The sequence below is a fragment of the Cyanobium sp. ATX 6A2 genome (assembly GCF_024346355.1).
Classification (GTDB): Bacteria; Cyanobacteriota; Cyanobacteriia; order PCC-6307; family Cyanobiaceae; genus NIES-981.
On the sequence record NZ_JAGQCU010000009.1, the window covers coordinates 56,134 to 75,508 of the forward strand.

Annotated in this window: 27 protein-coding genes; 16 read left to right on the top strand and 11 right to left on the bottom strand. The window is 69.0% G+C overall.

Annotated features, from left to right (window positions below; all coding sequences use genetic code 11):
- The 3 genes from KBY96_RS09715 (at window position 1) to KBY96_RS09725 (ending at window position 2,812) form a co-directional block, all read left to right on the top strand.
- Window positions 1-1,053, top strand: coding sequence for a WD40 repeat domain-containing protein (locus KBY96_RS09715; protein WP_254979170.1), 1,053 nt, complete (start codon window positions 1-3; stop codon window positions 1,051-1,053).
- A 155-nt stretch (window positions 1,054-1,208) separates the two neighbouring features.
- Window positions 1,209-1,985 (top strand): metal ABC transporter ATP-binding protein, encoded by a 777-nt coding sequence (locus tag KBY96_RS09720; protein ID WP_254979171.1) that lies wholly within the window; start codon window positions 1,209-1,211, stop codon window positions 1,983-1,985.
- Complete coding sequence (locus tag KBY96_RS09725; protein WP_254979172.1) at window positions 1,985-2,812, top strand: metal ABC transporter permease; 828 nt, start codon at window positions 1,985-1,987, stop codon at window positions 2,810-2,812. Before KBY96_RS09720 ends, KBY96_RS09725 begins: the two co-directional genes overlap by 1 nt.
- A gap of 1 nt (window position 2,813) precedes the next feature.
- Here KBY96_RS09725 and KBY96_RS09730 read toward each other — a convergent pair whose 3' ends face one another.
- A complete protein-coding gene (locus KBY96_RS09730; protein WP_254979173.1) occupies window positions 2,814-3,005 on the bottom strand; it encodes a hypothetical protein in 192 nt (63 codons plus the stop codon).
- Between the two features lie 302 nt (window positions 3,006-3,307).
- On the opposite strand from KBY96_RS09730, the gene KBY96_RS09735 reads away from it, so the two are divergent.
- Both KBY96_RS09735 and feoB read left to right on the top strand, forming a co-directional pair.
- Window positions 3,308-3,829, top strand: a complete 522-nt coding sequence (locus KBY96_RS09735) for a ferritin (RefSeq protein ID WP_254979174.1) — start codon at window positions 3,308-3,310, stop codon at window positions 3,827-3,829.
- A 7-nt stretch (window positions 3,830-3,836) separates the two neighbouring features.
- Window positions 3,837-5,666, top strand: coding sequence for a ferrous iron transport protein B (feoB, locus tag KBY96_RS09740; protein WP_254979175.1), 1,830 nt, complete (start codon window positions 3,837-3,839; stop codon window positions 5,664-5,666).
- 9 nt (window positions 5,667-5,675) lie between these two features.
- Here the strand turns inward: feoB and KBY96_RS09745 are convergent, their stop codons facing one another.
- The 3 genes from KBY96_RS09745 to KBY96_RS09755 form a co-directional block, all read right to left on the bottom strand.
- Complete coding sequence (locus tag KBY96_RS09745) at window positions 5,676-5,897, bottom strand: FeoA family protein (protein ID WP_254979176.1); 222 nt, start codon at window positions 5,895-5,897, stop codon at window positions 5,676-5,678.
- A gap of 55 nt (window positions 5,898-5,952) precedes the next feature.
- Window positions 5,953-6,555, bottom strand: coding sequence for a ferritin (locus tag KBY96_RS09750; protein WP_254979177.1), 603 nt, complete (start codon window positions 6,553-6,555; stop codon window positions 5,953-5,955).
- Between the two features lie 175 nt (window positions 6,556-6,730).
- Window positions 6,731-7,216, bottom strand: coding sequence for a 6-carboxytetrahydropterin synthase (locus KBY96_RS09755; RefSeq protein WP_254979178.1), 486 nt, complete (start codon window positions 7,214-7,216; stop codon window positions 6,731-6,733).
- Window positions 7,217-7,250: 34 nt separating this feature from the next.
- Here KBY96_RS09755 and hisIE point away from each other — a divergent pair, with 34 nt between their 5' ends.
- The 3 genes from hisIE to KBY96_RS09770 are packed head-to-tail and all read left to right on the top strand — an operon-like array spanning window position 7,251 to window position 9,702.
- Window positions 7,251-7,946, top strand: a complete 696-nt coding sequence (gene hisIE, locus KBY96_RS09760; RefSeq protein WP_254979179.1) for a bifunctional phosphoribosyl-AMP cyclohydrolase/phosphoribosyl-ATP diphosphatase HisIE — start codon at window positions 7,251-7,253, stop codon at window positions 7,944-7,946.
- Between the two features lie 32 nt (window positions 7,947-7,978).
- Window positions 7,979-8,830 carry a metal ABC transporter ATP-binding protein gene (locus KBY96_RS09765; protein ID WP_254979180.1) on the top strand — a complete coding sequence of 284 codons (852 nt, stop codon included), beginning with the start codon at window positions 7,979-7,981 and terminating at the stop codon, window positions 8,828-8,830.
- A gap of 44 nt (window positions 8,831-8,874) precedes the next feature.
- Window positions 8,875-9,702: a metal ABC transporter permease gene (locus KBY96_RS09770; RefSeq protein ID WP_254979240.1), complete on the top strand. Its 828-nt coding sequence runs from the start codon at window positions 8,875-8,877 to the stop codon at window positions 9,700-9,702.
- On the opposite strand, the gene KBY96_RS09775 is transcribed toward KBY96_RS09770, so the two are convergent.
- Together KBY96_RS09775 and KBY96_RS09780 are read right to left on the bottom strand one after the other, a co-directional pair.
- The gene (locus tag KBY96_RS09775; protein WP_254979181.1) at window positions 9,665-10,429 is read right to left on the bottom strand and encodes a peptidase; all 765 of its coding nucleotides are present in this window, start codon (window positions 10,427-10,429) and stop codon (window positions 9,665-9,667) included. The genes KBY96_RS09770 and KBY96_RS09775 overlap by 38 nt on opposite strands.
- Window positions 10,429-10,929: a DUF2214 family protein gene (locus KBY96_RS09780; RefSeq protein WP_254979182.1), complete on the bottom strand. Its 501-nt coding sequence runs from the start codon at window positions 10,927-10,929 to the stop codon at window positions 10,429-10,431. Before KBY96_RS09780 ends, KBY96_RS09775 begins: the two co-directional genes overlap by 1 nt.
- 228 nt (window positions 10,930-11,157) lie before the next feature.
- On the opposite strand from KBY96_RS09780, the gene KBY96_RS09785 reads away from it, so the two are divergent.
- The 6 genes from KBY96_RS09785 (at window position 11,158) to KBY96_RS09810 (ending at window position 14,670) form a co-directional block, all read left to right on the top strand.
- Window positions 11,158-12,078, top strand: a complete 921-nt coding sequence (locus tag KBY96_RS09785) for a sigma-70 family RNA polymerase sigma factor (protein ID WP_254979183.1) — start codon at window positions 11,158-11,160, stop codon at window positions 12,076-12,078.
- 37 nt (window positions 12,079-12,115) lie between these two features.
- A complete protein-coding gene (locus KBY96_RS09790; protein ID WP_254979184.1) occupies window positions 12,116-12,496 on the top strand; it encodes a YkvA family protein in 381 nt (126 codons plus the stop codon).
- Between the two features lie 5 nt (window positions 12,497-12,501).
- Window positions 12,502-12,843 (top strand): hypothetical protein, encoded by a 342-nt coding sequence (locus KBY96_RS09795; protein WP_254979185.1) that lies wholly within the window; start codon window positions 12,502-12,504, stop codon window positions 12,841-12,843.
- 15 nt (window positions 12,844-12,858) lie between these two features.
- A complete protein-coding gene (locus tag KBY96_RS09800) occupies window positions 12,859-13,785 on the top strand; it encodes a phytanoyl-CoA dioxygenase family protein (protein ID WP_254979186.1) in 927 nt (308 codons plus the stop codon).
- 88 nt (window positions 13,786-13,873) lie between these two features.
- The gene (locus KBY96_RS09805; RefSeq protein WP_254979187.1) at window positions 13,874-14,158 is read left to right on the top strand and encodes a hypothetical protein; all 285 of its coding nucleotides are present in this window, start codon (window positions 13,874-13,876) and stop codon (window positions 14,156-14,158) included.
- 14 nt (window positions 14,159-14,172) lie between these two features.
- A complete protein-coding gene (locus KBY96_RS09810) occupies window positions 14,173-14,670 on the top strand; it encodes a phosphate-starvation-inducible PsiE family protein (RefSeq protein WP_254979188.1) in 498 nt (165 codons plus the stop codon).
- Here KBY96_RS09810 and KBY96_RS09815 read toward each other — a convergent pair.
- Window positions 14,606-15,151: a Nif11 domain/cupin domain-containing protein gene (locus tag KBY96_RS09815; protein ID WP_254979189.1), complete on the bottom strand. Its 546-nt coding sequence runs from the start codon at window positions 15,149-15,151 to the stop codon at window positions 14,606-14,608. The genes KBY96_RS09810 and KBY96_RS09815 overlap by 65 nt on opposite strands.
- Complete coding sequence (locus KBY96_RS09820; RefSeq protein WP_315859491.1) at window positions 15,144-15,707, bottom strand: GNAT family N-acetyltransferase; 564 nt, start codon at window positions 15,705-15,707, stop codon at window positions 15,144-15,146. Before KBY96_RS09820 ends, KBY96_RS09815 begins: the two co-directional genes overlap by 8 nt.
- 87 nt (window positions 15,708-15,794) lie before the next feature.
- Between KBY96_RS09820 and KBY96_RS09825 the strand changes: the two genes are divergently transcribed.
- Window positions 15,795-16,208, top strand: coding sequence for a c-type cytochrome (locus KBY96_RS09825; RefSeq protein ID WP_254979190.1), 414 nt, complete (start codon window positions 15,795-15,797; stop codon window positions 16,206-16,208).
- A gap of 28 nt (window positions 16,209-16,236) precedes the next feature.
- On the opposite strand, the gene KBY96_RS09830 is transcribed toward KBY96_RS09825, so the two are convergent.
- From KBY96_RS09830 to KBY96_RS09840, 3 genes are read right to left on the bottom strand one after another with little or no spacing between them, the layout of a single operon-like run.
- A complete protein-coding gene (locus KBY96_RS09830) occupies window positions 16,237-16,506 on the bottom strand; it encodes a YciI family protein (protein ID WP_254979191.1) in 270 nt (89 codons plus the stop codon).
- A 27-nt stretch (window positions 16,507-16,533) separates the two neighbouring features.
- A complete protein-coding gene (locus KBY96_RS09835; protein WP_254979192.1) occupies window positions 16,534-17,772 on the bottom strand; it encodes a mechanosensitive ion channel family protein in 1,239 nt (412 codons plus the stop codon).
- Window positions 17,769-19,013 carry an ABC transporter substrate-binding protein gene (locus KBY96_RS09840; protein ID WP_254979193.1) on the bottom strand — a complete coding sequence of 415 codons (1,245 nt, stop codon included), beginning with the start codon at window positions 19,011-19,013 and terminating at the stop codon, window positions 17,769-17,771. Before KBY96_RS09840 ends, KBY96_RS09835 begins: the two co-directional genes overlap by 4 nt.
- A gap of 70 nt (window positions 19,014-19,083) precedes the next feature.
- Between KBY96_RS09840 and KBY96_RS09845 the strand changes: the two genes are divergently transcribed.
- The gene (locus KBY96_RS09845) at window positions 19,084-19,344 is read left to right on the top strand and encodes a hypothetical protein (protein ID WP_254979194.1); all 261 of its coding nucleotides are present in this window, start codon (window positions 19,084-19,086) and stop codon (window positions 19,342-19,344) included.
- Window positions 19,345-19,375 lie beyond the last annotated feature (31 nt).

The window sequence follows — 19,375 nt, forward strand, 5'->3', positions numbered from 1 at the left end:
ATGGCAGCTGAGCCGGTGCTGGTGAACGAGCAGCTCAGTGGGGCGCTGCAGCAGCCGATCACGGCGCTGGCCTGGAGCCCGGATGGGGAGTTGGTGGCCATCGCCAGTGGTGGCGGTGAGCTGCTGCTGCTGGATTTCCGGGCGGGTTGCGAGGAACTCCTGCGCGGCGACCGCGACCAGAGCCTCGATGCCATCGGCTTCAGCAGCGACGGCCAGTTCCTGATGGCTGTGGGACAGGCCGGCGAGCTGCTGCTCTGGGAACTGGGCGGCAGCGGTGTGCGGCCCCTGGCCCTTGAGCCCCTCGCCCTCGGCGCCGGCTGGCTGGATGCGGCGGCGTGGCGGCCTTTGGGCCTGCTGCTGGCGGTGGCGGCGGGCCGTGAGGTGCGGCTCTGGGATGGGGCCAGCCGCCAGTGGTGCCCCCAGGTGCTCGATCTTCCCGGCACGGTGCAGGCCCTGGCCTGGAGCGCCGATGGCGCGCTGATGGCCGCCAGCTGCAACGGCGAGCTGGCCCTGTGGCAGCCCCTGGCCTCCCCAGCCCCGCCGCCGTTTCGTCTGGCCACCGCTTCGGCAGGGCTGGGGCTGGCCTTCTCGCCCCGGGCTGGGCTGCTGGCTGCTGGCCAGATGGACCGCTCGCTGCTGCTGTGGCCGGAGCTTGGCCAGGGCACCCCCTGGCAGTTCAGTGGCTTTCCGGCCAAGGTGCGCCTGCTCGCCTGGAGTGATCAGCTGGGCTCGCTGGCGCCGCCCCTGGCTGTGGCGTCGGGCGACACCGTGGTGCTCTGGAGCCAGCACGACACCGGCTCCCGCGGCTGGCGACCGCAACCCCTGCTCTGGCATGGAGCCCGGGTGAATGCTCTGGCCTTCGCCCCCGGCCGCCCGCTTCTGGCCACGGCCTCCGGCGATGGCACGGTGGCGCTCTGGGATGGCAACGGCGCCCTGCGTCAGTCGCTGGAGGGGGATGGCCAGGGCTTCAATGCCCTGGCCTGGCGGCCCGATGGCCAGCACCTCCTGGCTGGGGGCGATCAGGGGCGCTGGTGGCTGTGGCCGGTGGCGTAGGCACTCGATGGCAGCGGCACCGAGCGCCTAGGCTCCATGAGAATCGTTCTCACGGGCTCTGGTCGCCGGGATGACTGACGGTTGTGAATGCTCTTGTGCTTGCTGCTTGGTTCCTCCAGTGATGGCTCCAGCGATGGCTCACGCCTGGGCGGCCCATGGCTGAGCTGGTGCTGCAGGTGAGGGGGCTGCGGGTGCTGCGCGACGGCGTGCCCGTGGTGGATGACGTGAGCTTTGCGTTGCCCGCGGAGAGCGACACGGCCCTGGTGGGCCCCAACGGCGCCGGCAAGAGCACAGTGGTGGCGGCCGTGCTGGGGTTGCTGCCCCGTCAGGCCGGCGATGTGAGGCTCCTGGGCCAGCCCCTCAGCCCCCAGGGGCGCTGGCCCCGCTCCGTGCGCACCCAGGTGGCCTATCTCCCCCAGAGCCTGGCGGTGGAGGGAAGGTTTCCCCTCACGGTGCGGGACTTTGTGGGCTTCGGGTTTGATCCGGCCGGCCCGCGCTGGCCCTGGAGTGGCGCTGCCGGGCGCCGCCAGGCGATCGAGCGGGCCCTGGAGCGCACCCAGTGCAGTGCCCTGAGCGCCCGCTTGATCAGCGAGCTCTCCGGCGGCCAGTGGAAGCGGGTGCAGCTCGCCTTCTGCGTGGTGAGGCCCCGCCGCCTGCTGGTGCTCGATGAGGCCCAGGCGGGTCTGGATGCCCCCTCCAGCGAGCGCTTTCAACAGCTGTTGCTGGATCTGCGCCGCCAGGAGGGCTGGACCGTGCTGCAGGTGTCCCACGACCTGGAGATGGTGCGGCGCAGCTGCGATCAGGTGCTGTGCCTCAACCGCCAGCTGCGCTGCAGCGGCAGCCCCGACCACGCCCTCAGTGCGCAGCGGCTGGCGGAGCTCTACGGACCCGGCTACGTGCCCTACCAGCATCACCACGCTCCCCTGCCCTGATGGCTGCTGTTGAGGCTCTGCCGGCGCTTCTGGCGCTGCCGTTCATGCAGCGGGCCCTGCTGGGCGGGCTGCTCACCGGGGCCCTGGGCGGGCTGCTGGGCAGCGTGGCCGTGCTGCGTCAGCTCTCCTTCTTCAGCGACGCCCTCGGCCATTCGGCCCTCCTCGGCATCAGCCTGGGCATCCTGCTGGGGGTCAACCCCACGCTGGTGCTCGTGCCCTTCGCCGTGCTGTTCGCCCTGCTGGTGAACCAGCTGGTGCAGCGCAGCCGCCTGCCCACGGATGCCCTGCTGAACATCGTGTACTCCACCTCCCTGGCGTTGGCCGTGCTGGCCCTGAGCCTGGTGGACACCTACCGCGGCAACATCCAGCCGTTGCTGTTCGGCGACATCCTCGGCATCAGCTGGCCGGATCTCTGGGTGATCGCCGGCCTCTCCGTGCTGGCCCTGGGCTACCTGATCGTGAGCCTGAGGGCCCAGGTGCTGGTCATTCTCAGCGACGACCTGGCCGGGGCCTTCGGGGTTCAGATCAGCGCCCACCGGCTGGCGTTCATCGTGCTGCTGGCCGTGGTTGTGGCGGTGTCGATCAAGGCGGTGGGGGTGCTGTTGATCAGCGCCTTCGTGGTGATCCCCGCCTGCGCCGCGCGGCTGGTGAGCCGGCGCTTCTCCTCCTATGTGCTCACCTCGGTGCTGCTGGGGGGCAGTTGCGCGGTGCTGGGCCTGCTCGGTTCCGGACTCACCAACCTGCCTTCCGGCCCCTGCGTGGTGGTCGTTCAGTTCGCAGGCTTCCTGCTGGCCCTGCTCTGGAGCCGTCTGGTGGTGCGCACCTGATTCACTTGCCGGCCTCGATCGTGATCCAGAGGGTGTGGTGGGCATCCACCACCTCCAGGGCCTCGAGATGCTCGGCCGTGAGGGCACGGGCATCGTCCAGCCGCCATTGCAGGCTGAGCTTGGAGAGCCGTTGCATGCACCAGTCGCGCAGCTGGGTGAGCTGCAGGGTGCGGTTGAGATGGTTGGACGCCATCAGCCCAGGGGAGGCGGGTTGATTCAGTGTGCTGGCGGGCGACGACCGCGGCTGATCCGATTGCACAGCAGCGTGTGCCATTTGTTGCTCGGCACCGCCACCGGTGCCATGGATCACGCTCTCTTCACGATTTCTTCGCGCCCGCGGGTTGGGCGATCCGTTAGAAGAGTTTATGGACATGTTGCGCCATTCTCAGCCCAGCTTTCAACGTAGCAGTGTCGTTGCAGGGCTGCCTTGGGTGCTGCTCAAATGTTGATAGCCCGCACTGTTTTAGAGTTCTCCCAGTTTTATACACCCCACCGATGCAAGATCTCACCCAGGCCATCAACAGCCACCTCGCGTCCGAATTCCAGGCCAGCCACACCTATCTGGCGATGTCGATCTGGCTGCGGGAGAAGGATCTTGCCGGCTTCTCGCAGTACATGCTCGAGAAGAGCAATGAGGAGCGGGGCCATGCCGCCCGCATGATTTCCTACCTGGTGGATTGCGATGAGCCGGTGGAGCTGCCCACCATCGAAGCTCCGGAGCGCAGCTGGCCCTCGGTGCAGCAGCTGTTCGATCGGGTGTTCGAGATGGAGAAGCAGGTCACCGCCTCGATCAACGGCCTCTACTCCCTGGCCGAGGAGGCGGGCGAGCGCAGCGCCTCAGCGATGCTCGACTGGTTTGTGAACGAGCAGATCCAGGAGGAGGCGGAAGCCCGCTTCGTGCTCAAGCGGCTGCGGCTGGCCGGCGACAACAGCGCCGCCCTGTTGCTGCTCGACCAGCAGTTCCTCGAGGGCAATGCCCTGGCCCACGTGAAGACGGGCATCCCAGGGGGGCGCTGATCTCCCCGTGACCCAGGCTCCAGCCCTCACGGTGGCCCTGGTGGGCATGCCCAACACCGGCAAGTCCACCCTCTACAACCGCCTCACCGGCGGCCATGCGGTGATCGCCAACTGGCCCGGGCTCACGGTGGAGCTGCTGCGCGGGGCGATGCCGGCCGACCGCCGGGGGCAGCGCTACACCCTGGTGGATCTGCCCGGCATCCACGACCTCAGCGGCAGCAGTGAAGATGAGGCGGTGGTGCAGCGCTTTCTGCGCCACACGCCTCCGGCGCTGCTGCTGGTGGTGGTGAACGCCAGTCAGATCGCCAATCAGCTGCGCTTCGTGCTGCAGATGCGCCAGCAGGGGTTTCCCATGGTGGTGGCCCTGAACATGAGCGATGAGTCGAGACAGCTGGGCATCGGCATCGACCACCAGCGGCTCAGCGTCGAGCTGGGCCTGCCGGTGCTGCCGATCAGCGCCAAGCGCAATCAGGGCATCCATGACCTGGTCGATGCCGTGCACCAGCTCGGCGAGCGGCTCCCCGCCGCCGCCCGGCCCCAGCCCGCTGATCGGCCCCAGGTCTGCGCGGAGGATCTCGATGCCCAGGCCGAAGCGCTGGCCGCCTCCGCCGTCACCATGCCGGAGCGGCTGATCAACCGCGGCACCCGCCGGGCGGATCGCCTGCTGATGCATCCCGTGGTGGGCCTGGTGGCCTTTCTGGGGATCGTGCTGGCGATGTTCCAGCTGCTCTATGCCGTGGGCGCGCCGCTGCAGGATCTGCTTGGCCACCTGATCGACCGGACCCAGACGGCCGTGCTGGAGCCGCTGCTGGCCGCTCTCGGTGCTCCGGAGTTTGTGCGCGGCTTTCTGGTGGATGGGGTGTGGCTGGGCGTGGGCACGGTGGCCACGTTCCTGCCGATCATCTTTCTCTTCTACGTGATCATGGCGGTGGTGGAGGATTCGGGCTATCTGCCCCGCGCCGCCTTCCTGATGGACGGCTTCATGCGCTGGCTGGGGCTTGATGGCCGGGCCTTCGTGCTGCAGGTGATGGGCTTCGGCTGCAATGTGCCCTCGATCATGGGCACCCGGGTGATCCGGGATCGCGGCATGCGGCTGCTGGCCATGCTCTGCATTCCCTTCTCGCTCTGCCAGGCCCGCCTCACGGTGTTCATCTTCATGGCGGCGGTGTTCTTTCCGCGGCCCTGGTGGGCACCGGGCCTGGTGGTGTTCAGCTTTTACGTGCTCAGTTTCCTGGCGGCGGTGATCACCGGCCTGGTGTTCCAGCGCGCCTTCCCCAGCCGCGAGGCCTTCATTCTCGAACTGCCGCCCTATCGCTCCCCGAGCGTGGCCACGATCCTGCGCCGCGGCTGGACCTCGATGCTCAATTTCCTGGTGACCACGCGCGTGTTGATTGTGGTGGGGGCAGCGGCCATCTGGCTGCTCACCCACCTGCCGCCAGGGGCGGTGCAGGGCTCGGGCGACACCATCGCCGATGCCATCGGTGCGTTCTTCCAGCCCGTGCTGGGACCGATCGGCATGAATCCATCCCTCACCGTGTCGCTGTTTTTCGGCTTCATCGCCAAGGAGATCCTGCTGGGGGCGATGGCGGTGATCTATGCCACCAGCGAAACCGATCTGGGTGGTGTGATCAGCCAGACGATCACCCCCCTGCAAGCCCTGAGCTTCATGACCTTCGTGCTGCTCTACACCCCTTGCCTGGGAACGGTGGCTGCCCAGTTGCAGGAATCAAAAAGCCGCAGGTTCACCCTGCTGTCCCTGGGCTGGTCGCTGGCTCTGGCCTGGATTCTGGCCTTTGTGGTGTTTCAGGGAGGGCGCTTGTTTCACCCTGTCGCCTGAGGCTGAGCCTCAGACACTCACCTCCATCTCGGCGGCATGTTCGTGGCGGATCATGAATTCCATGATGCCGCAGGCCACATGCAGGATGCCTCCCGGCTGGCCGCGTCGCAGCACCTGAACCCGGGCTCCTGGCTTGATCCCGATCGCCATCAGGCGGGCCTGAATGCTGGGCTGCGAGGGCAGCGATTCAATGCAGATGGAACAACCTGCTGGAGCGGCGCTCAGGGGCATGGACTGGGGTGATCTATGGCTTCACCCTAGGCGCATACCGTTGTGCGAAGCGGCCTCAGGCCAGCTTGGTGGTTTCGTGCTTGCCGTCGCTGAGTTCCCCGTCGATGAGCAGCAGGGCGGCGGGCTGGTTCTGGGCAAACCGCACCCGGCCCAGTAGATGGGCGAAGGTGTTTTCGGAGTTCACCTGGTTGTCCACCAGGGGGTCGAGGAACACGGTGGTGCGGGTGTCGCCCGCGCGCTCGGCCATGGCGTAGAGCTGCTGGAGCGAACTGGTGACATCGGCTTCCATGGAAAAGGAGGCCGCCACGATCTCCTCCACGGAGGCCCAGGACTGGCGGGGAGCGGGGATGTCCTGGAGCACCACGGTCTGGCCCCGTGCAATCAGGTAATCGGCCACGGTGCCGGCATGCTCCTGCTCGTCCTGAGCCTCCTGCTTGAAGAAGTGGCCGAAGCCCCGCAGTTCCCGCTCGGCAAACCAGATGGCCATGGCGAAATAGGCCGCACTGGCCTGGCGCTCCATGGTGAGGTGCTGCTGCAGGGCCTCCACCAGCTCGGTTTCCATGGGCTGGGCCATGGCCCGGCCGGCTGGACCGGTGCTGATGCTGATCGCGGCTGAGGCGTTGGCGACTGGTGTGTTGGTGGCGTCGGGGGAGAGCATCGGACGAGGTATGGGCAGGGTTTCGTGTACCAAATGTTACAGGCGTCTGTGATGGTTGGTGGGCTGATGGTGTGTGCGATTTCGACCACCGGATTGCAAATGATTCGCAGTTGCCGCACTGGCCGACGTCCTTCGGCCCGGCGCGCTGGGGGGAACTGAATCTGTGTTGGATTCGTTAGTGTTGCCTGGGTATTTGATTGGTGCCAAACCACTCCGGCAGGGCTTCGAAGCAGGCCGCGTTCTTCTCGTTTTCCCGGGCCTCTGTTTTCCAGCAGCAACTGCGACCGCCATCGCGCTTCAGCAGCAGCTCGTTGGCCCAGCCCCACACGAGCTCGGCGCTGGCTTCCATGCCCACGTTGGCCATCACGCGCAGATCCAGTGCCCCCTGTTCGTGCAGCTCCCGCCAGCTGGGCAGCAGGGGGTCGTCGGCACTGGCCAGAAAGGTGTGATCGAACTGGCCCGCCAGCCGCACCTCCAGGGCCTTGAGCCCGGAGAAATCCACCACGAAGCCGTTCTCATCGAGGTGGGTGGCCCGGAACCAGAAGCGGAAGCTGCGGCTGTAGCCGTGCACGAAGCGGCAGTGGCCGTGGTGGCGCCACTGGCGATGGGTGCAGGGGTAGCCGCTGAAGGTTTTGCTGCAGGTGTGCACCGGGGACGACATGGGAGAAGATCGGGTCAGCGGCAGCGGCAGGGCCTTGCAGGCATCATTTCAGTCGTCCGATCCGGGTTTTCCGGATCCTGGCTTCATCGAGGCCCTGCGGTTCAACGAGGCCGGCCTGATTCCGGCCGTGGCCCAGGACTGGCTGGACGGCGCCGTGCTGATGGTGGCCTGGATGAACCGGGAGGCGATCGAGAGCACCTGCGCCAGCGGTGAGGTGCACTACTGGAGCCGCTCCCGCCAGGAGCTCTGGCACAAGGGCGCCACCAGCGGCCATGTCCAGCGGCTGCGGAGCCTCCGCTACGACTGCGATGCCGACGTGCTGCTGCTCACGGTGGAGCAGAGCGGTGAGGTGGCTTGCCACACCGGCGCCCGCAGCTGTTTCTACGAGCAGGGGCGCGAGCCCAGTGCCGGTGGCCCTGGCGCCGCGCCACCGCCCGCCGATGCCTGCACCGAACTGATGCGGGTGATCGAGGGCCGGCGCAACCACCCAGAGCCGGGCAGCTACACCAACACGTTGCTGGAGGGGGGCGACAACCGCATCCTGAAGAAGATCGGTGAGGAGAGCGCCGAATTCGTGATGGCCTGCAAGGACGATGAGGCCGGCGCCATCGCTGGCGAGGCCGCCGATCTGGTGTTTCACCTGCAGGTGGCCCTGGCCCACCATGGCGTCAGCTGGCGGGACGTGCAGCAGGTGCTGGCCCGCCGCCGGGGTGCGCCGCGGCGGCCCTGAGGCCAGGTCCGCCACGCTTCTAGCCTGGGCTGATGCTGACAACGGTTCCCACCCCCACCAGCGTGCCTGTGCCCAGCCCCGACCCCAGCCCCGCCCGCAGCGCCGACACCGTGCTCGAGGTGGAGGGCCTCACCGTGGGCTGGGGCGCCGCCGCCGCTGAACGGCCGGCCGTGGAGACCGTGAGTTTCCGCCTGGCCGCCGAAACCGATACCGCCCTGGTGGGTCCAAACGGGGCCGGCAAGAGCACCCTGGTGCAGGCCGTGCTCGGCATCCTGCCCCGCCAGGCGGGCACGGTGCGGGTGCTGGGGGCGCCGCTCTCGGCCAGCGGCCGGCTGCCGGCGGCCGTGCGCGCCCAGGTGGCCTACCTGCCCCAGCAGCTGAGCGTGAGTGGACGCTTTCCGCTCACGGTGGCGGAAGCGGTGGGGCTGGGCTGGGAACCCAGTGGCCTGCGGCTGGCCTGGGCCGGCCGCAGGGGGCGCGGAGCCGCCGTGCGGGTGGCCCTGGAGCGCACCGGCTGTGCCGATCTGGCCGGGCGCCTGATCAGTGAACTCTCCACCGGCCAGTGGAAGCGGGTGCTGCTGGCCTTCTGCGTGGTGCGTCCCCGGCGGCTGCTGGTGCTGGATGAGGCCCAGGCGGGACTGGATCCCCAGGCCGCCGACCAGTTTCTGCGCCTGCTCTTCGACCTGCGCCGCAGTGAGGGCTGGGCCGTGCTGCAGATCTCCCACGATCTGGAGATGGTGCGGCGCACCTGCGATCGGGTGCTCTGCCTCAACCGCAGCCTGCGCTGCCAGGGCAGTCCCGAGATCGCCCTCAGCCCCGCCCAGCTGGAGCGCCTGTATGGGCGTGGCTACGTGCCCTATCACCACCACCACACCAGGCCGTGACGGGTCCCGCGGCGGACTGGCTGGAGCTGCTGCGCTACCCCTTCATGCAGCGGGCCCTGCTGGCCGGTCTGCTGAGCGGATCCCTGGGCGGCCTGCTGGGCAGCGTGGCCGTGCTGCGCCAGCTCTCGTTCTTCAGTGATGCCCTCGGCCACTCCGCCCTGCTGGGCATCAGCCTGGGGGTGCTGCTGGGGGTGGAGCCCACGGTGGTGCTGATTCCCTTCGCCGCCCTGTTCGCTCTGGTGGTGGCCCAGCTGGTGGAGCGCAGCCAGTTGCCCAGCGACGCCCTGCTCAACATCGTCTATTCCTCGTCGCTGGCGATCGCCGTGGTGGTGCTGCGGCTGCTCTCGGCCCGGGCCGGCAGCCTCGAGCAACTGCTGTTCGGCGACATCCTGGCCGTGTCCTGGGGGGATCTGGCCCAGCAGGCGCTGTTGCTGGCGGCGGTGCTGCTCTACCTGCTGCTCACCCGCCGCGCCCAGATCCTGGTGAGCCTGGATCAGGGCCTGGCGGTGAGTCAGGGCGTGGCGGTGGGCCGCCAGCGGTTGCTGTTCGTGATGGTGCTGGCGGTGGTGGTGGCGCTCTCGATCAAGGCCGTGGGGGTGCTGCTGATCAGCGCCTTTGTGGTGATTCCCGCCTGTTCCGCACGCCTGATCAGCTCCAGCTTCGCGGTGTATGTGCCCCTGGCCAGCGGCATCGGTGCCGGCTGCGGGGTGCTCGGCCTGCTGGCCTCCGGCGCCTTCAGCCTGCCCTCCGGTCCCTGCGTGGTGATCGTGCAGCTGATCAGCTTTCTGCTGGCCCTGCTGATTCGCTCCCGGCGTCAGCCGATTCGCGCCGGCGTCAGCGCTGCGGCTCCTGCTCCGCCATCGCCGGGCTGAGCATCAGAGCGGGCTGCTCCTGCAGCCACTGCAGCGTGGCGCGATCGCGCTGGCTCAGATGCCGGATCGGTGTGGCGCCCGGCACCGCGGCCATGGCGTCGGCGGGATCGTCGCTATGGCCCCAGAGACCGAAGGCATGGCCGAGTTCATGCAGGGCCGTGGCCTCCATGGCCTCGGGCCGCTGACCGGGGCTGATGCTCACGCTCACGTGCGGTTCCAGCGCCAGCTGGCCATGCCGCTGCACCACCAGCAGTTTCAGCTCGGCCCGCCCGTGGCTGGCCCGCCCGCCCCGCAGCGGTGGCCGTCGCCGCCACACCAGCACCTGGGCCCGTTCGGGATCGCTCACCACGCTGAGCGGCAGCAGCTCCTGCCAGCTGGTCACAGCGGCGGCCACCGCGTCTTCCCAGGCCTGGTCCCAGCGGGCGGCCGGGCCCTCGCTGGCTCCCGGCTCGATCCACAGGCACCAGTGCTGCCGTCGCGGCCAGCCGTGGGAAGTGGGCCGCAGGCGGTGGCGGTAGTCGGCGCCTGCCGGATCAGGGGCGGGGACAAGGATGGCGGATCCAGCTCCGGCCTGGCCCTCGCTGGCTGCTGGTGGCAGCGACCGGCGGCTTTCCGCCGGCGGGCAGGCCTGCTCGGCGGCCAGGGCAGCGGAGCCGGGGACCCACGGCCACGGGTCCAGCAGGGCCAGCAGGGCCGCGGCGGGCAGCAGGGACAGCTGCTCCCGCATCAAACCGGCAGCGTGCCCGGCAGCCCCACCCCCCGGGCCATCAGGGTGGCCAGCAGGGGGATGAGGGCAAAGCCCGCCAGTTCGATGTTGAGCACCCAGGCCAGGCGCCCGGCCAGGGCCTCGCTCACCTGGGGCAGCTCCCCTTTGCGCAGCGGGATCGCCCAGAGGATGTAGGTGATGGTGGGGTACAGGGAGAGGCCGCCCACCGCCAGATACACCCCCACCTTCCACCAGAACAGCGGGTTCTCGGTGTAGAAGGAACTGCCCTGGCCGAAGTAGAGCACCCGCAGGATGCCGCTTCCCAACAGCGCCAGGGCCGCCAGGCCGTACACCACATCGGTGATCACCATCAAGGTGGCGTCGGCCTTGTTGGGGTTGGGCTGAATCAGGCGCCGTTCCAGCACCAGAGCCCCGAAGCAGAGCATGAAGCTCACGTAGTGCACGTAGGCCACCCCGGCGCGGCTCAGAAGCTCGGGCGGAATGGCCGCAAACCCGGTCATGGGGCTCTAGCAACGGGCGCAACCGTAGCGGCACCCGAGGCTGGGGCGAGAGTAGGGCGGACCCCCCGGCCAGATGTTGATCTCAGCACAACGGTTCATCACCTGTGATCACAACAACGTTTCCAACACTTCCAAGCCCTGGCCGTGTTTCCGAAGTCGAAAGTTTTGCCAAGAGTTTCTGCCTCTGGGTCAAGCGTCCTTAGCTTCAATCCAGTGCACGAGCAAACCATGGCCAGCGCGTTGAGCAGCTATCTCGGCGAGATCGGTCGCCATCAGTTGCTCACCCCCGAGCAGGAGCTCACCCTCGGACGCAAGGTGCAGGCCATGGCGAGCCTCCAGGAGCGCTGCCGAGAGGCGGGAGGCGAGGGGCCCGCCTGCGAGTACAGCGATGTGGAACGCCGCACCCTGCGCCAGGGGGAGCGGGCCAAGAACCAGATGATCACCGCCAACCTGCGCCTGGTGGTGAACCTGGCCAAGCGCTATCAGAACAAGGGCCTCGATCTGCTCGACCTGATCCAGGAGGGCACCCTCGGGCTCACCCGGGCCGTGGAGAAGTACGACCCCACCCGGGGCCACCGCTTCAGCACCTATGCCTACTGGTGGATCCGCCAGGGCCTCAACCGGGCCCTCTCCACCCAGAGCCGCACGATCCGGATTCCGGTGAATGTGAACGAGAAGCTCACCCGCCTGCGGGCGGCCAAGGCGCGGCACCTGCAGGCCAACGGGGTGTCGGCCTCCCCCACCCAGCTGGCCCGGGCCCTCAATCTGCCCATGGCCGAGGTGGAGGAGCTGCTGGCCTGCGAGCTGCGCAGCATCACCGTCAGCCTTCAGGGGGCGGTGAAGTCGAAGTCGGATCCCTCCGAGCTGGTGGATGTGCTGCCCAGCCCCGATCCGGCGCCGATGGAGCGCGCCGAGCTGGCCGAGCGCAGCGCCACGGCCTGGACCCTGCTGGACCGGGCCAGCCTCACCCCCAAGGAGCGCACGGTGGTGATGCTGCGGTTCGGGCTCGACGGCAGCCACGAGTGGCGCACCCTGGCGGAGGTGGCCCGGCAGCTGGGTTGCAGCCGTGAGTACTGCCGCCAAGTGGTGCAGCGCGCGCTGCGCAAGCTGCGGAAAACCGGAATCGACAGTGGCCTGGTGGAGGCGTGAGGGGTTGACAATGGGCCCGTTGGCTGCCTGAAAGGCCGTGACCCAGAGTGTGAATGCCGATCCCGGCAATCCCGATTCCGTGGATGCCGAGGTGTTGGAGAGCAGTGTCGTTGATGAGGCGTTGCTTCTGCGGTTGCTGCGCCGCGCTGGGCGGGCGGTGGCTCTCCCGGCCCTGGAGTGCTTCGAGATGCTGCTCGATCCCGACACCCCCACCTCGGCCAAGGTGACGGTGCTGGCGGCCCTCACCTATCTGCTGATGCCGCTCGATCTGATCCCCGACTTCATCCCGGTGGTTGGTTTCAGTGACGATCTGGTGGCCCTCACCGCCCTGCTGGGCATCTGCGGCCGCCATCGCACCGAGGCGATCCGCGCCCGGGCGCAGCGCCGCCTGGATCGCTGGTTTCCCCTTGGGCGCTGAAAGCCATGGCGAGCCTCACGGCCGATCAGCTGGACGACCTGCAGGCCTTCCTCAAGGACTGGCTGCGCCATGCCGGCCGGACCCAGTCGGATCTGCGCCGGGCCCTCAAGGCCGGCTCGATCCGCATGCCGGTGTTGCTGGAGGCGCTGCAGGCCACCCACAGCAGCCAAGGGGTCACCGGTCTGGCAGCTCAGCTCTGCGAGATCGAAGACCGCTGGCAGCGGGAGGACGCCAGCGCGCCCGCCGAGCCCCTGCACCGCGCTGCCTCGCTTGAGGAGTCCCTCGGTCAGCTCGATCTGCTGCTCCAGGAGATCCGCGGCGACGCTGAGTCGACGCCCCAGCCCTGAGCTGAGCAGCCGCCCATGTTCTCGCTGCTCACCCGCAAGAAGCGCTTTGGGGATCCCTGGATCGGCCATCCGCAGCTGAACCGCGGGTTTGCCCTGCACCGCAGGCGGATGCAGCTGGCTGAGGGCCTTTGCCGTTGGCGCCGCTGGCTGGTGGGGCCCCAAGGGTCGGCGCTGCCCTCCGCCGCCCTTTCCGCCCTGGCCCGAGACGGCTGTGTGCAGATCCCTGACTTTCTTCCACCCGCCGCCTTTGCAGCCCTGCGCGAGGAGGTGGAGCAGGCGGTGGTCGCGGCAGGACGGGTGCGGGCGCCCGGCCGGAACCACCGGCCGGGCTATCAGCGCAAGCGACCGTTCGCCGGTGGCTTCGATCGCTTCGATGGCGGCACCCTCAACCGCTTTCTCGCGATCCAGCCCTCCTCCATGCCCCATGCCGCGCGCGTCTGTGCCGATTCCCGTCTCACGGCCTGTTCGCGCGCCGTGATCGGCTTGCCGCACCGTCCGGCCAACACAGACATCTACCTCACCGTGCACGGTGAGGAGGCGCGCACACCCGACCTGCAGAAGGTGTTGCACCGCGACACCTTCTTTCGCGCCCTGAAGTTCTGGCTGTTCCTGCGGCCCGTCAGCCCTGAGGACGGCCCCTTCGTCTACGTGCCCGGCAGCCACAGGCTCGATCGCCGGCGCCTGGAGTGGGAGCAGGCCATGGCCAACGCGGCGATCGCCACCCGGGCGATGCCCAACGTGGGTGGTTCCTTCCGGATCCACGAGTCGGATCTCGGCGGCCTGGGACTGCCCGGGCCGGTGTCCTTCAGCTGCTCCGAGAACACCCTGGTGGTGGCCGATGTGCTGGGGTTTCACCGTCGCGGTGACGCCCTCCCCGGTCGGCAGCGGCTGGCCCTCTACGGCTGGCTGCGGCCCTATCCATTTCTGCCTGTTCCCTGGTGATCCCAACTGGCGCTAGGCGCAACGGCGGCACCAGGGTTCACGCCGGCATCGGCAGGCAGAGTGGAGAGCCCGTATCCGGTTGCGTGCCATGGCCGATCTCGCCCCATCGCGCTTCAGCCTCCCCAGTCCCTCCGCGGCTGCAGCGCTGACGCTGCTGGGGACGCTGGCCCTGACGCTGGCGCTGGCTGAACCGGCCACTGCCCAGCGCAAGACCTTCATGCTCGGTCCTGGCAGCGAGGTGGCTCCCACCACCCAGGTGGTGCCCGTCAACTGCGTCACCGCCCCCGATGGCACCATCACCTGCGACACCGAACTGCGCAATCCCCCGGGCCGCACCCCCGCCCGGCCCAGCCTTGAGCTGTTCGAGAACTGAGCCGGGCTGAACCGATGCGCTTCCAGCGGCTGCGGCGTGTGCTCGATGACGCCAACTACCTCCATGTGATCGACCGCAGCGAGCAGCAGCTGGCCAAGCTGCTCGGCGTGGTGCTGGTGGTGGTGATGATTGCCGCCACCGTGCAGCTGGTGGTGGAGGTGGCGCTGGCGCTCACGGTGGAGGGCACCCCCTGGCTGGACGCCAAGCTCAACAAGGTGCTGGGCGACCTGCTCAACCTGCTGATCGCCCTGGAGGTGCTGCAGAACATCACCTCCTACCTGCGCCGCCACGTGGTGCAGATCGAGCTGGTGCTGCTCACCGCCATGACCGCGGTGGCCCGGAAGGTGATCGTGTTGCCGCCCGGCGCTGAGAACAAGCCCGCCCTGCTGGCCGGTCTGGGGGTGGCGGTGCTGGCCCTGGCCGGTGCCTACTGGCTGGTGCGTTCGCTCACCCTGCGCAAGCCTCCCGCCAGAACAGGGCCAGCCATACGCATCCGGGCTCCCCATCGGTAGCGACCAGCCGGTGCCGCCGGTGGGCGGGGATCAGCAGGGCATCGCCGCGGCACAGCTCCAGTTCCTCCCCCGGATCTCCTGGGCTAGCAGGTGCGAAGCCCAGGCGGGCACTGCCCTGCAGCAGGGTGAGCCACTCGTGTTCACTCTGGTCGTACCAGAAGCCCGCTGGGCTGCTGGCGCTGCAGGAGTGGATCCGCTCCAGCCGCCAGCCCTCGCCCCGGGCCAGCACGGTGGTGCGCTCCTCGCCAGGCGCTGGGCAGGGACCCGCCAGGAGGTTGTCGGCCGCGGCTGGGGCCGCCGCTGTCTCCCCCCAGCGCCGGCCGATCTCGAAGCCGTGCTGGCGGGCCAGGGCCACCACCGCCTGGTGATGGCTGCAGTGGCGCAGGGCCTCTCGCACGGCGGGATCGGCTTCGCTGAGGGCCACGAAGGCGTTGAGCTGGCGCACCTTCTCCAGGAATTGCTGCAGCTGCGCTTCAGCCACGGGGATCGCTTCGGTGGAGGGGGCTGAGCGGCTTGATCATGCGCCAGCGCTGGAACCAGGCGCCGCCGAACAGCACGGTTTCCTCGGCCTCCACCAGCCAGCCCCGGCGCTCCAGCAGGGGCCGGGAGAGCTGGCTGGCCTCGGTGCGCAGCTGCCGCAGGCTCTGGCGGCGGGCCCGCTCCTCCAGAGCGCGCAGGATGGCGCTGGCCCGTCCCTGCCGGCAGGCCCGGCCGCGGCAGTAGAGCAGGGCCAGGCGGTCGCCTGGATGCAGCACCCCGAAGGCCTCGATGCTGGTGGTCCCGTCCGGCCCTGGCCCTGCGCCGGCGAGGGGAGCCGTGCTGGCCAGCCCGTACCCCTCGGCCAGGGGCTGCCGCAGCGCCCCCGAGCGGGCGGGGTGGTGGGCCCAGGCGTCGATCTGGGCCTGGCTGTAGCGCCCGCCGCTCTGGCTCAGCACCGCATCCCGGTACACCGCCACCAGCTCGTCGTGGTCAGCGGGCCGCAGGCGCCGCAGATCGGCCGCCGGCCGGCCATGGCTGGCGGCGGCGCTCAGGGACACGACACTCTGTGGGACCCGGGATCCATCGGCGCTGCTGCGGCCACGGCGGCATCTCACCAGTGTCTCGCCTGCCGCCACACTGCCGCCATGCCCGCTGCTGCCGCCATGCTCACTCTTACCTCGCCTGCTGCCGTTATGCCCGCCGCTGCGCCCGCGATCTCCCGCTCGTCGCTGGCGGGGCTGGTGCTGGTGGTGCTGCTCACCTGTCTGCTGGCCCTGCCGGCGGCAGCGCGCGCCGAGCCCAGTGCGGGGCGGCAGCTGTTCGAGGCCCATTGCGCTGGTTGCCATCTCCAGGGCGGCAACATCATCCGCCGCCGCAAAACCCTCAAGCTGGCCGCCCTGGAGCGCGAGGGCATCGCCTCGCAAGCCGCCATCGCCGCCATCGCCGCCGCAGGGGTGGGCCAGATGTCCGGGTATGGAGTGGTGCTCGGTGAGGACGGCCCCGAGGCCGTGGCCGCCTGGGTGTGGCAGCAGGCCCAGGCGGGTTGGCCCCGAGGCTGAACGCGTACTGCGCCTTCAGGCTGAGCCCTCAGAAGGCCTGGATCCACGGGTACACCTGCACTGCGGTCCAGATGCCGTGGCGCCAGTAGGTGTCGCCGTGCACCAGCTCCTCCACCTGCTGCCGGGATTCGGCCTCGTAGATGCCGAACACGTGGCTGCTGTCCTCGGTGGGCCCCAGGGTGATCAGGATGCCGGCGTCCTTCTGGCGCTGCAGGCCGGCCAGGTGCTCCTCCCGGTAGGGGACGCGCTGCTCCAGGGGCTTGTCGCAGTAGGTGCCCCAGAGCACGAATCGAGCCATCGGTGGCAGGGTTGGCGATTCCGCAGGCTAGGCGCCACCGGAGCCGGACTCCGTGGCTGGGTGGTGCAGCACCCGTTGCGGGAAGGGAATCTCGATGCCGTGGCTGGCGAATGTGGTCCAGATCGCCCGGCCCACGCCGTCGCGCACGCTGACGTTGCGCATCGGGTTGGCGATCCAGAAGCGCAGGCTGTAGTTGATCGCCGAATCCCCATAGCCCACCAGGAAGGCCCGTGGCGGCGGCTCCGGTAGCACGCCCTCCACCTCCCTGGCTGCCGCCTCCAGCAGCGGGATCACCTGCTCGGGGTTGTGGCGGTAGGCCGCTCCCACCATCAGCTCACTGCGCCGCAGGCGATCCGAGCGGGTGTAGGTGACCGTGCTCTCGGTGAAGAAGGTCTGGTTGGGGATCACCAGTTCGGCGTTGTCGCGGTCGCGCCAGAGCACCGCGGCCCTCAGACCGAGGCTGCGCACCTCGCAGGGGTCGCCGTCCACCATCAGCACCTCGCCGGGGCGCACCGATCCCTCGAACAGCAGCCAGAGGCCGCTCACGAAGTTGGAGAAGATCTCCTTGATGCCGAAGCCCAGGCCCACCGAAAGGCCCCCTGCCACCGCCACCACTGCCGTGGCGTTGAGCCCCAGGTTGGAGAACACGAGCAGCAGCCCCAGCCCCACCACCGTGTAGCGGAAGATCAGCGCCATCGCCCGCTGGCTGGACTGGGTGAGGCCCAGGGTGCGTCGGGCCAGCCAGGCCAGGCCGGCCGCGGGCGGCCCTGAGCCCACCAACACCAGATAGACCAGCAGCACAGCGAGGAACAGCTGCCCCACGGTGAGGGTGTTCCCAAGCAGCGTCAGCGGCAGCAGGGCCAGATCGCGCACGTTCTGCAGCTGATCCAGCAGGGCGCCAGCCGCCGCCAGCAGATACAGGGGGCGGATCAGACTCGACATCAGCTGGGCCCTGGGCTCCGGCGGCATGCACCGGGCCAGCAGCCGATCCAGGGGATTGAGGGCTTCCCAGCCCATCACCAGCAGCAGCAGAAAGACGCCGAAGCCGTGGGGAATGCCCGCCAGCTTCAGGGCCAGCAGCCCCAGCAGCGCCACGCCGAGACCGATGGGCCGCCTCCAGCGCCCCATGGGGGTGGCGATGCCCTGCCACCTGCGGATCCCGCTCCCCACCAGCAAGGGCAGGGCCACCACCAGCAGCTGCAGCCCCACCGCGGGCCGCTCGAGGTAGCCCACCGACGTGGCGATCTCCTGCACGATCGCGATCATCGCTGGGCCTCCCTCGCACCGGCAATCAAAGCCTCGAGCAGCTGGTCGGCCCCTGCCTCGGGCGCGACCGTTTCGTAGGTCACATCGTTGATCACCCGCCGCAGGTGGGCCAAGCGTTCGTTATCGATCCTGAACAACGCTTCGGCCTGCGGTCCGAGGCCGGCCTGCTGCCGGGTTGCCTCGAGCGTGCGCAGGGTGGCCGAGCTCTCCACGGGCACCGGTAACTGCAGGTTCACGGGCAGGTTGCCGGTGGTCTGCAGGGTGAGGCGGCGCTGCACGACCGGACTGATCGAGAAGCTGGCCCAGCGCTCTGCCGTGCGTTGCTGGCGGGCGCTGGAATTGCGACCGAAGGCCCACACCCGCAGGGTGTTGATCGGTGAGGCCTCCCCACCGGGTCCGCGGGGCAGCGCAGCCACCCCCAGATCGTCTCCCAGGCTGCGCCGCAGGAGGGTGAGATTGTCGCTGCGGCACGGGATCCAAGCCAGCTCTCCACTGGCGAAGCGCTTGAGCATCGGTTCCTTGGCGGTGAACAGCAGCACCCGCTCCTGGAGATTGGCATCGGCCAGCCACTGCAGCATCTGCACCAGGGCCGCCCGGCCCTGGCGACTCGGAACCTCGCCCCGGGCCGCTGCGGCGATGGCGCCATCGGCGCCAAAGCCCCCCAGCAGCCAGGCGAGGTCCTGGGGCACCAGGCTCAGACCCACCGGCAGTCCTGCGGCGCTGGTCTGCAGCAAGGCCTTCAGGTTTGCGGGGCTCTCGGGCAGCAGGCTGCGGTTGAAACAGGCCTGTTCGGTCTGCAGAAACACCGGCAGCCCGGCCAGCTGGCCATCCGGGGCCCGCAACTGCCGCAGGGCCAGTGGGTCCAGCTGGCTGACCAGCTCGGCTGGGGCTGTCGCCGGCCGGCTCAGATCCAGACGCCGCAGGTCCCGGGCCATGCGGTCCGTCACCAGCAGCAGATCGGGTCCGAGGCCTTCCCAGTTCCGGCGCCGTACCTGCTGGATCAGCTGGTCCTCCGCAAAGGGGATGAACTGGATCCGTACGGCAGGGTGCAACTCGCGGAACGGCTGGCGCAGCAGATCCAGGTCTTCGATCACCGCATCGAGGTTGTCCGGCTGCTGGATCTGCCAACCGGGCAGGGCCACGTACACGAACAGCACACCAGCGGGCTCCTGCTCGGCCACCGGTGGGCGGCCGCAGCCCGTCAGGAGTATCGCCGCGAGGGCCAGCAGGGCGCTCAGCATTCCCTGGCGCTTGCCGGCAGGAGAGAGTTGAATGGGTTCAGCACGTGTCCCCCAACCCAACCCCCACCCCATGCTCAAGTGCTTCACTCCGCTGGCTCTGCTCACGCTCATGGCTGCTCTGCCCGCGAGGGCCAACATGGTGGACCAGCTGATCGCTAGCAACTGCCTGAGGGTCGTGAACGCCGAGATCAAGGCCTCCAGCAAGCCGGCCCCCGACGGCATGGCCGACTACGCCTGCGACTGTGTGGTGCAGGAGATCAAGACGGGCAGTTCGATCAACCAGGCCTCAGCCAGCTGCAAGAGCCGGGCTGTAGCCAAGTTTGGCTTCTGATCCCCCGCCTTAGACCCACCGCCACTCACCC

Coding starts and splice junctions, on each gene's coding strand:
- KBY96_RS09810 (WP_254979188.1), top strand. CDS start 14,173: ATGCGCTTCCAGCGGCTGCGGCGTGTGCTCGATGACGCCAACTACCTC.
- KBY96_RS09830 (WP_254979191.1), bottom strand. CDS start 16,506: ATGGCTCGATTCGTGCTCTGGGGCACCTACTGCGACAAGCCCCTGGAG.
- KBY96_RS09800 (WP_254979186.1), top strand. CDS start 12,859: ATGTTCTCGCTGCTCACCCGCAAGAAGCGCTTTGGGGATCCCTGGATC.
- KBY96_RS09750 (WP_254979177.1), bottom strand. CDS start 6,555: ATGCTCTCCCCCGACGCCACCAACACACCAGTCGCCAACGCCTCAGCC.
- KBY96_RS09840 (WP_254979193.1), bottom strand. CDS start 19,013: ATGCTGAGCGCCCTGCTGGCCCTCGCGGCGATACTCCTGACGGGCTGC.
- KBY96_RS09845 (WP_254979194.1), top strand. CDS start 19,084: ATGCTCAAGTGCTTCACTCCGCTGGCTCTGCTCACGCTCATGGCTGCT.
- KBY96_RS09735 (WP_254979174.1), top strand. CDS start 3,308: ATGCAAGATCTCACCCAGGCCATCAACAGCCACCTCGCGTCCGAATTC.
- KBY96_RS09780 (WP_254979182.1), bottom strand. CDS start 10,929: ATGACCGGGTTTGCGGCCATTCCGCCCGAGCTTCTGAGCCGCGCCGGG.
- KBY96_RS09795 (WP_254979185.1), top strand. CDS start 12,502: ATGGCGAGCCTCACGGCCGATCAGCTGGACGACCTGCAGGCCTTCCTC.
- KBY96_RS09770 (WP_254979240.1), top strand. CDS start 8,875: ATGCAGCGGGCCCTGCTGGCCGGTCTGCTGAGCGGATCCCTGGGCGGC.
- KBY96_RS09730 (WP_254979173.1), bottom strand. CDS start 3,005: ATGGCGTCCAACCATCTCAACCGCACCCTGCAGCTCACCCAGCTGCGC.
- KBY96_RS09745 (WP_254979176.1), bottom strand. CDS start 5,897: ATGCCCCTGAGCGCCGCTCCAGCAGGTTGTTCCATCTGCATTGAATCG.
- KBY96_RS09715 (WP_254979170.1), top strand. CDS start 1: ATGGCAGCTGAGCCGGTGCTGGTGAACGAGCAGCTCAGTGGGGCGCTG.
- KBY96_RS09725 (WP_254979172.1), top strand. CDS start 1,985: ATGGCTGCTGTTGAGGCTCTGCCGGCGCTTCTGGCGCTGCCGTTCATG.
- KBY96_RS09775 (WP_254979181.1), bottom strand. CDS start 10,429: ATGCGGGAGCAGCTGTCCCTGCTGCCCGCCGCGGCCCTGCTGGCCCTG.
- KBY96_RS09825 (WP_254979190.1), top strand. CDS start 15,795: ATGCCCGCTGCTGCCGCCATGCTCACTCTTACCTCGCCTGCTGCCGTT.
- KBY96_RS09835 (WP_254979192.1), bottom strand. CDS start 17,772: ATGATCGCGATCGTGCAGGAGATCGCCACGTCGGTGGGCTACCTCGAG.
- KBY96_RS09805 (WP_254979187.1), top strand. CDS start 13,874: ATGGCCGATCTCGCCCCATCGCGCTTCAGCCTCCCCAGTCCCTCCGCG.
- KBY96_RS09720 (WP_254979171.1), top strand. CDS start 1,209: ATGGCTGAGCTGGTGCTGCAGGTGAGGGGGCTGCGGGTGCTGCGCGAC.
- KBY96_RS09755 (WP_254979178.1), bottom strand. CDS start 7,216: ATGTCGTCCCCGGTGCACACCTGCAGCAAAACCTTCAGCGGCTACCCC.
- KBY96_RS09765 (WP_254979180.1), top strand. CDS start 7,979: ATGCTGACAACGGTTCCCACCCCCACCAGCGTGCCTGTGCCCAGCCCC.
- KBY96_RS09785 (WP_254979183.1), top strand. CDS start 11,158: ATGGCCAGCGCGTTGAGCAGCTATCTCGGCGAGATCGGTCGCCATCAG.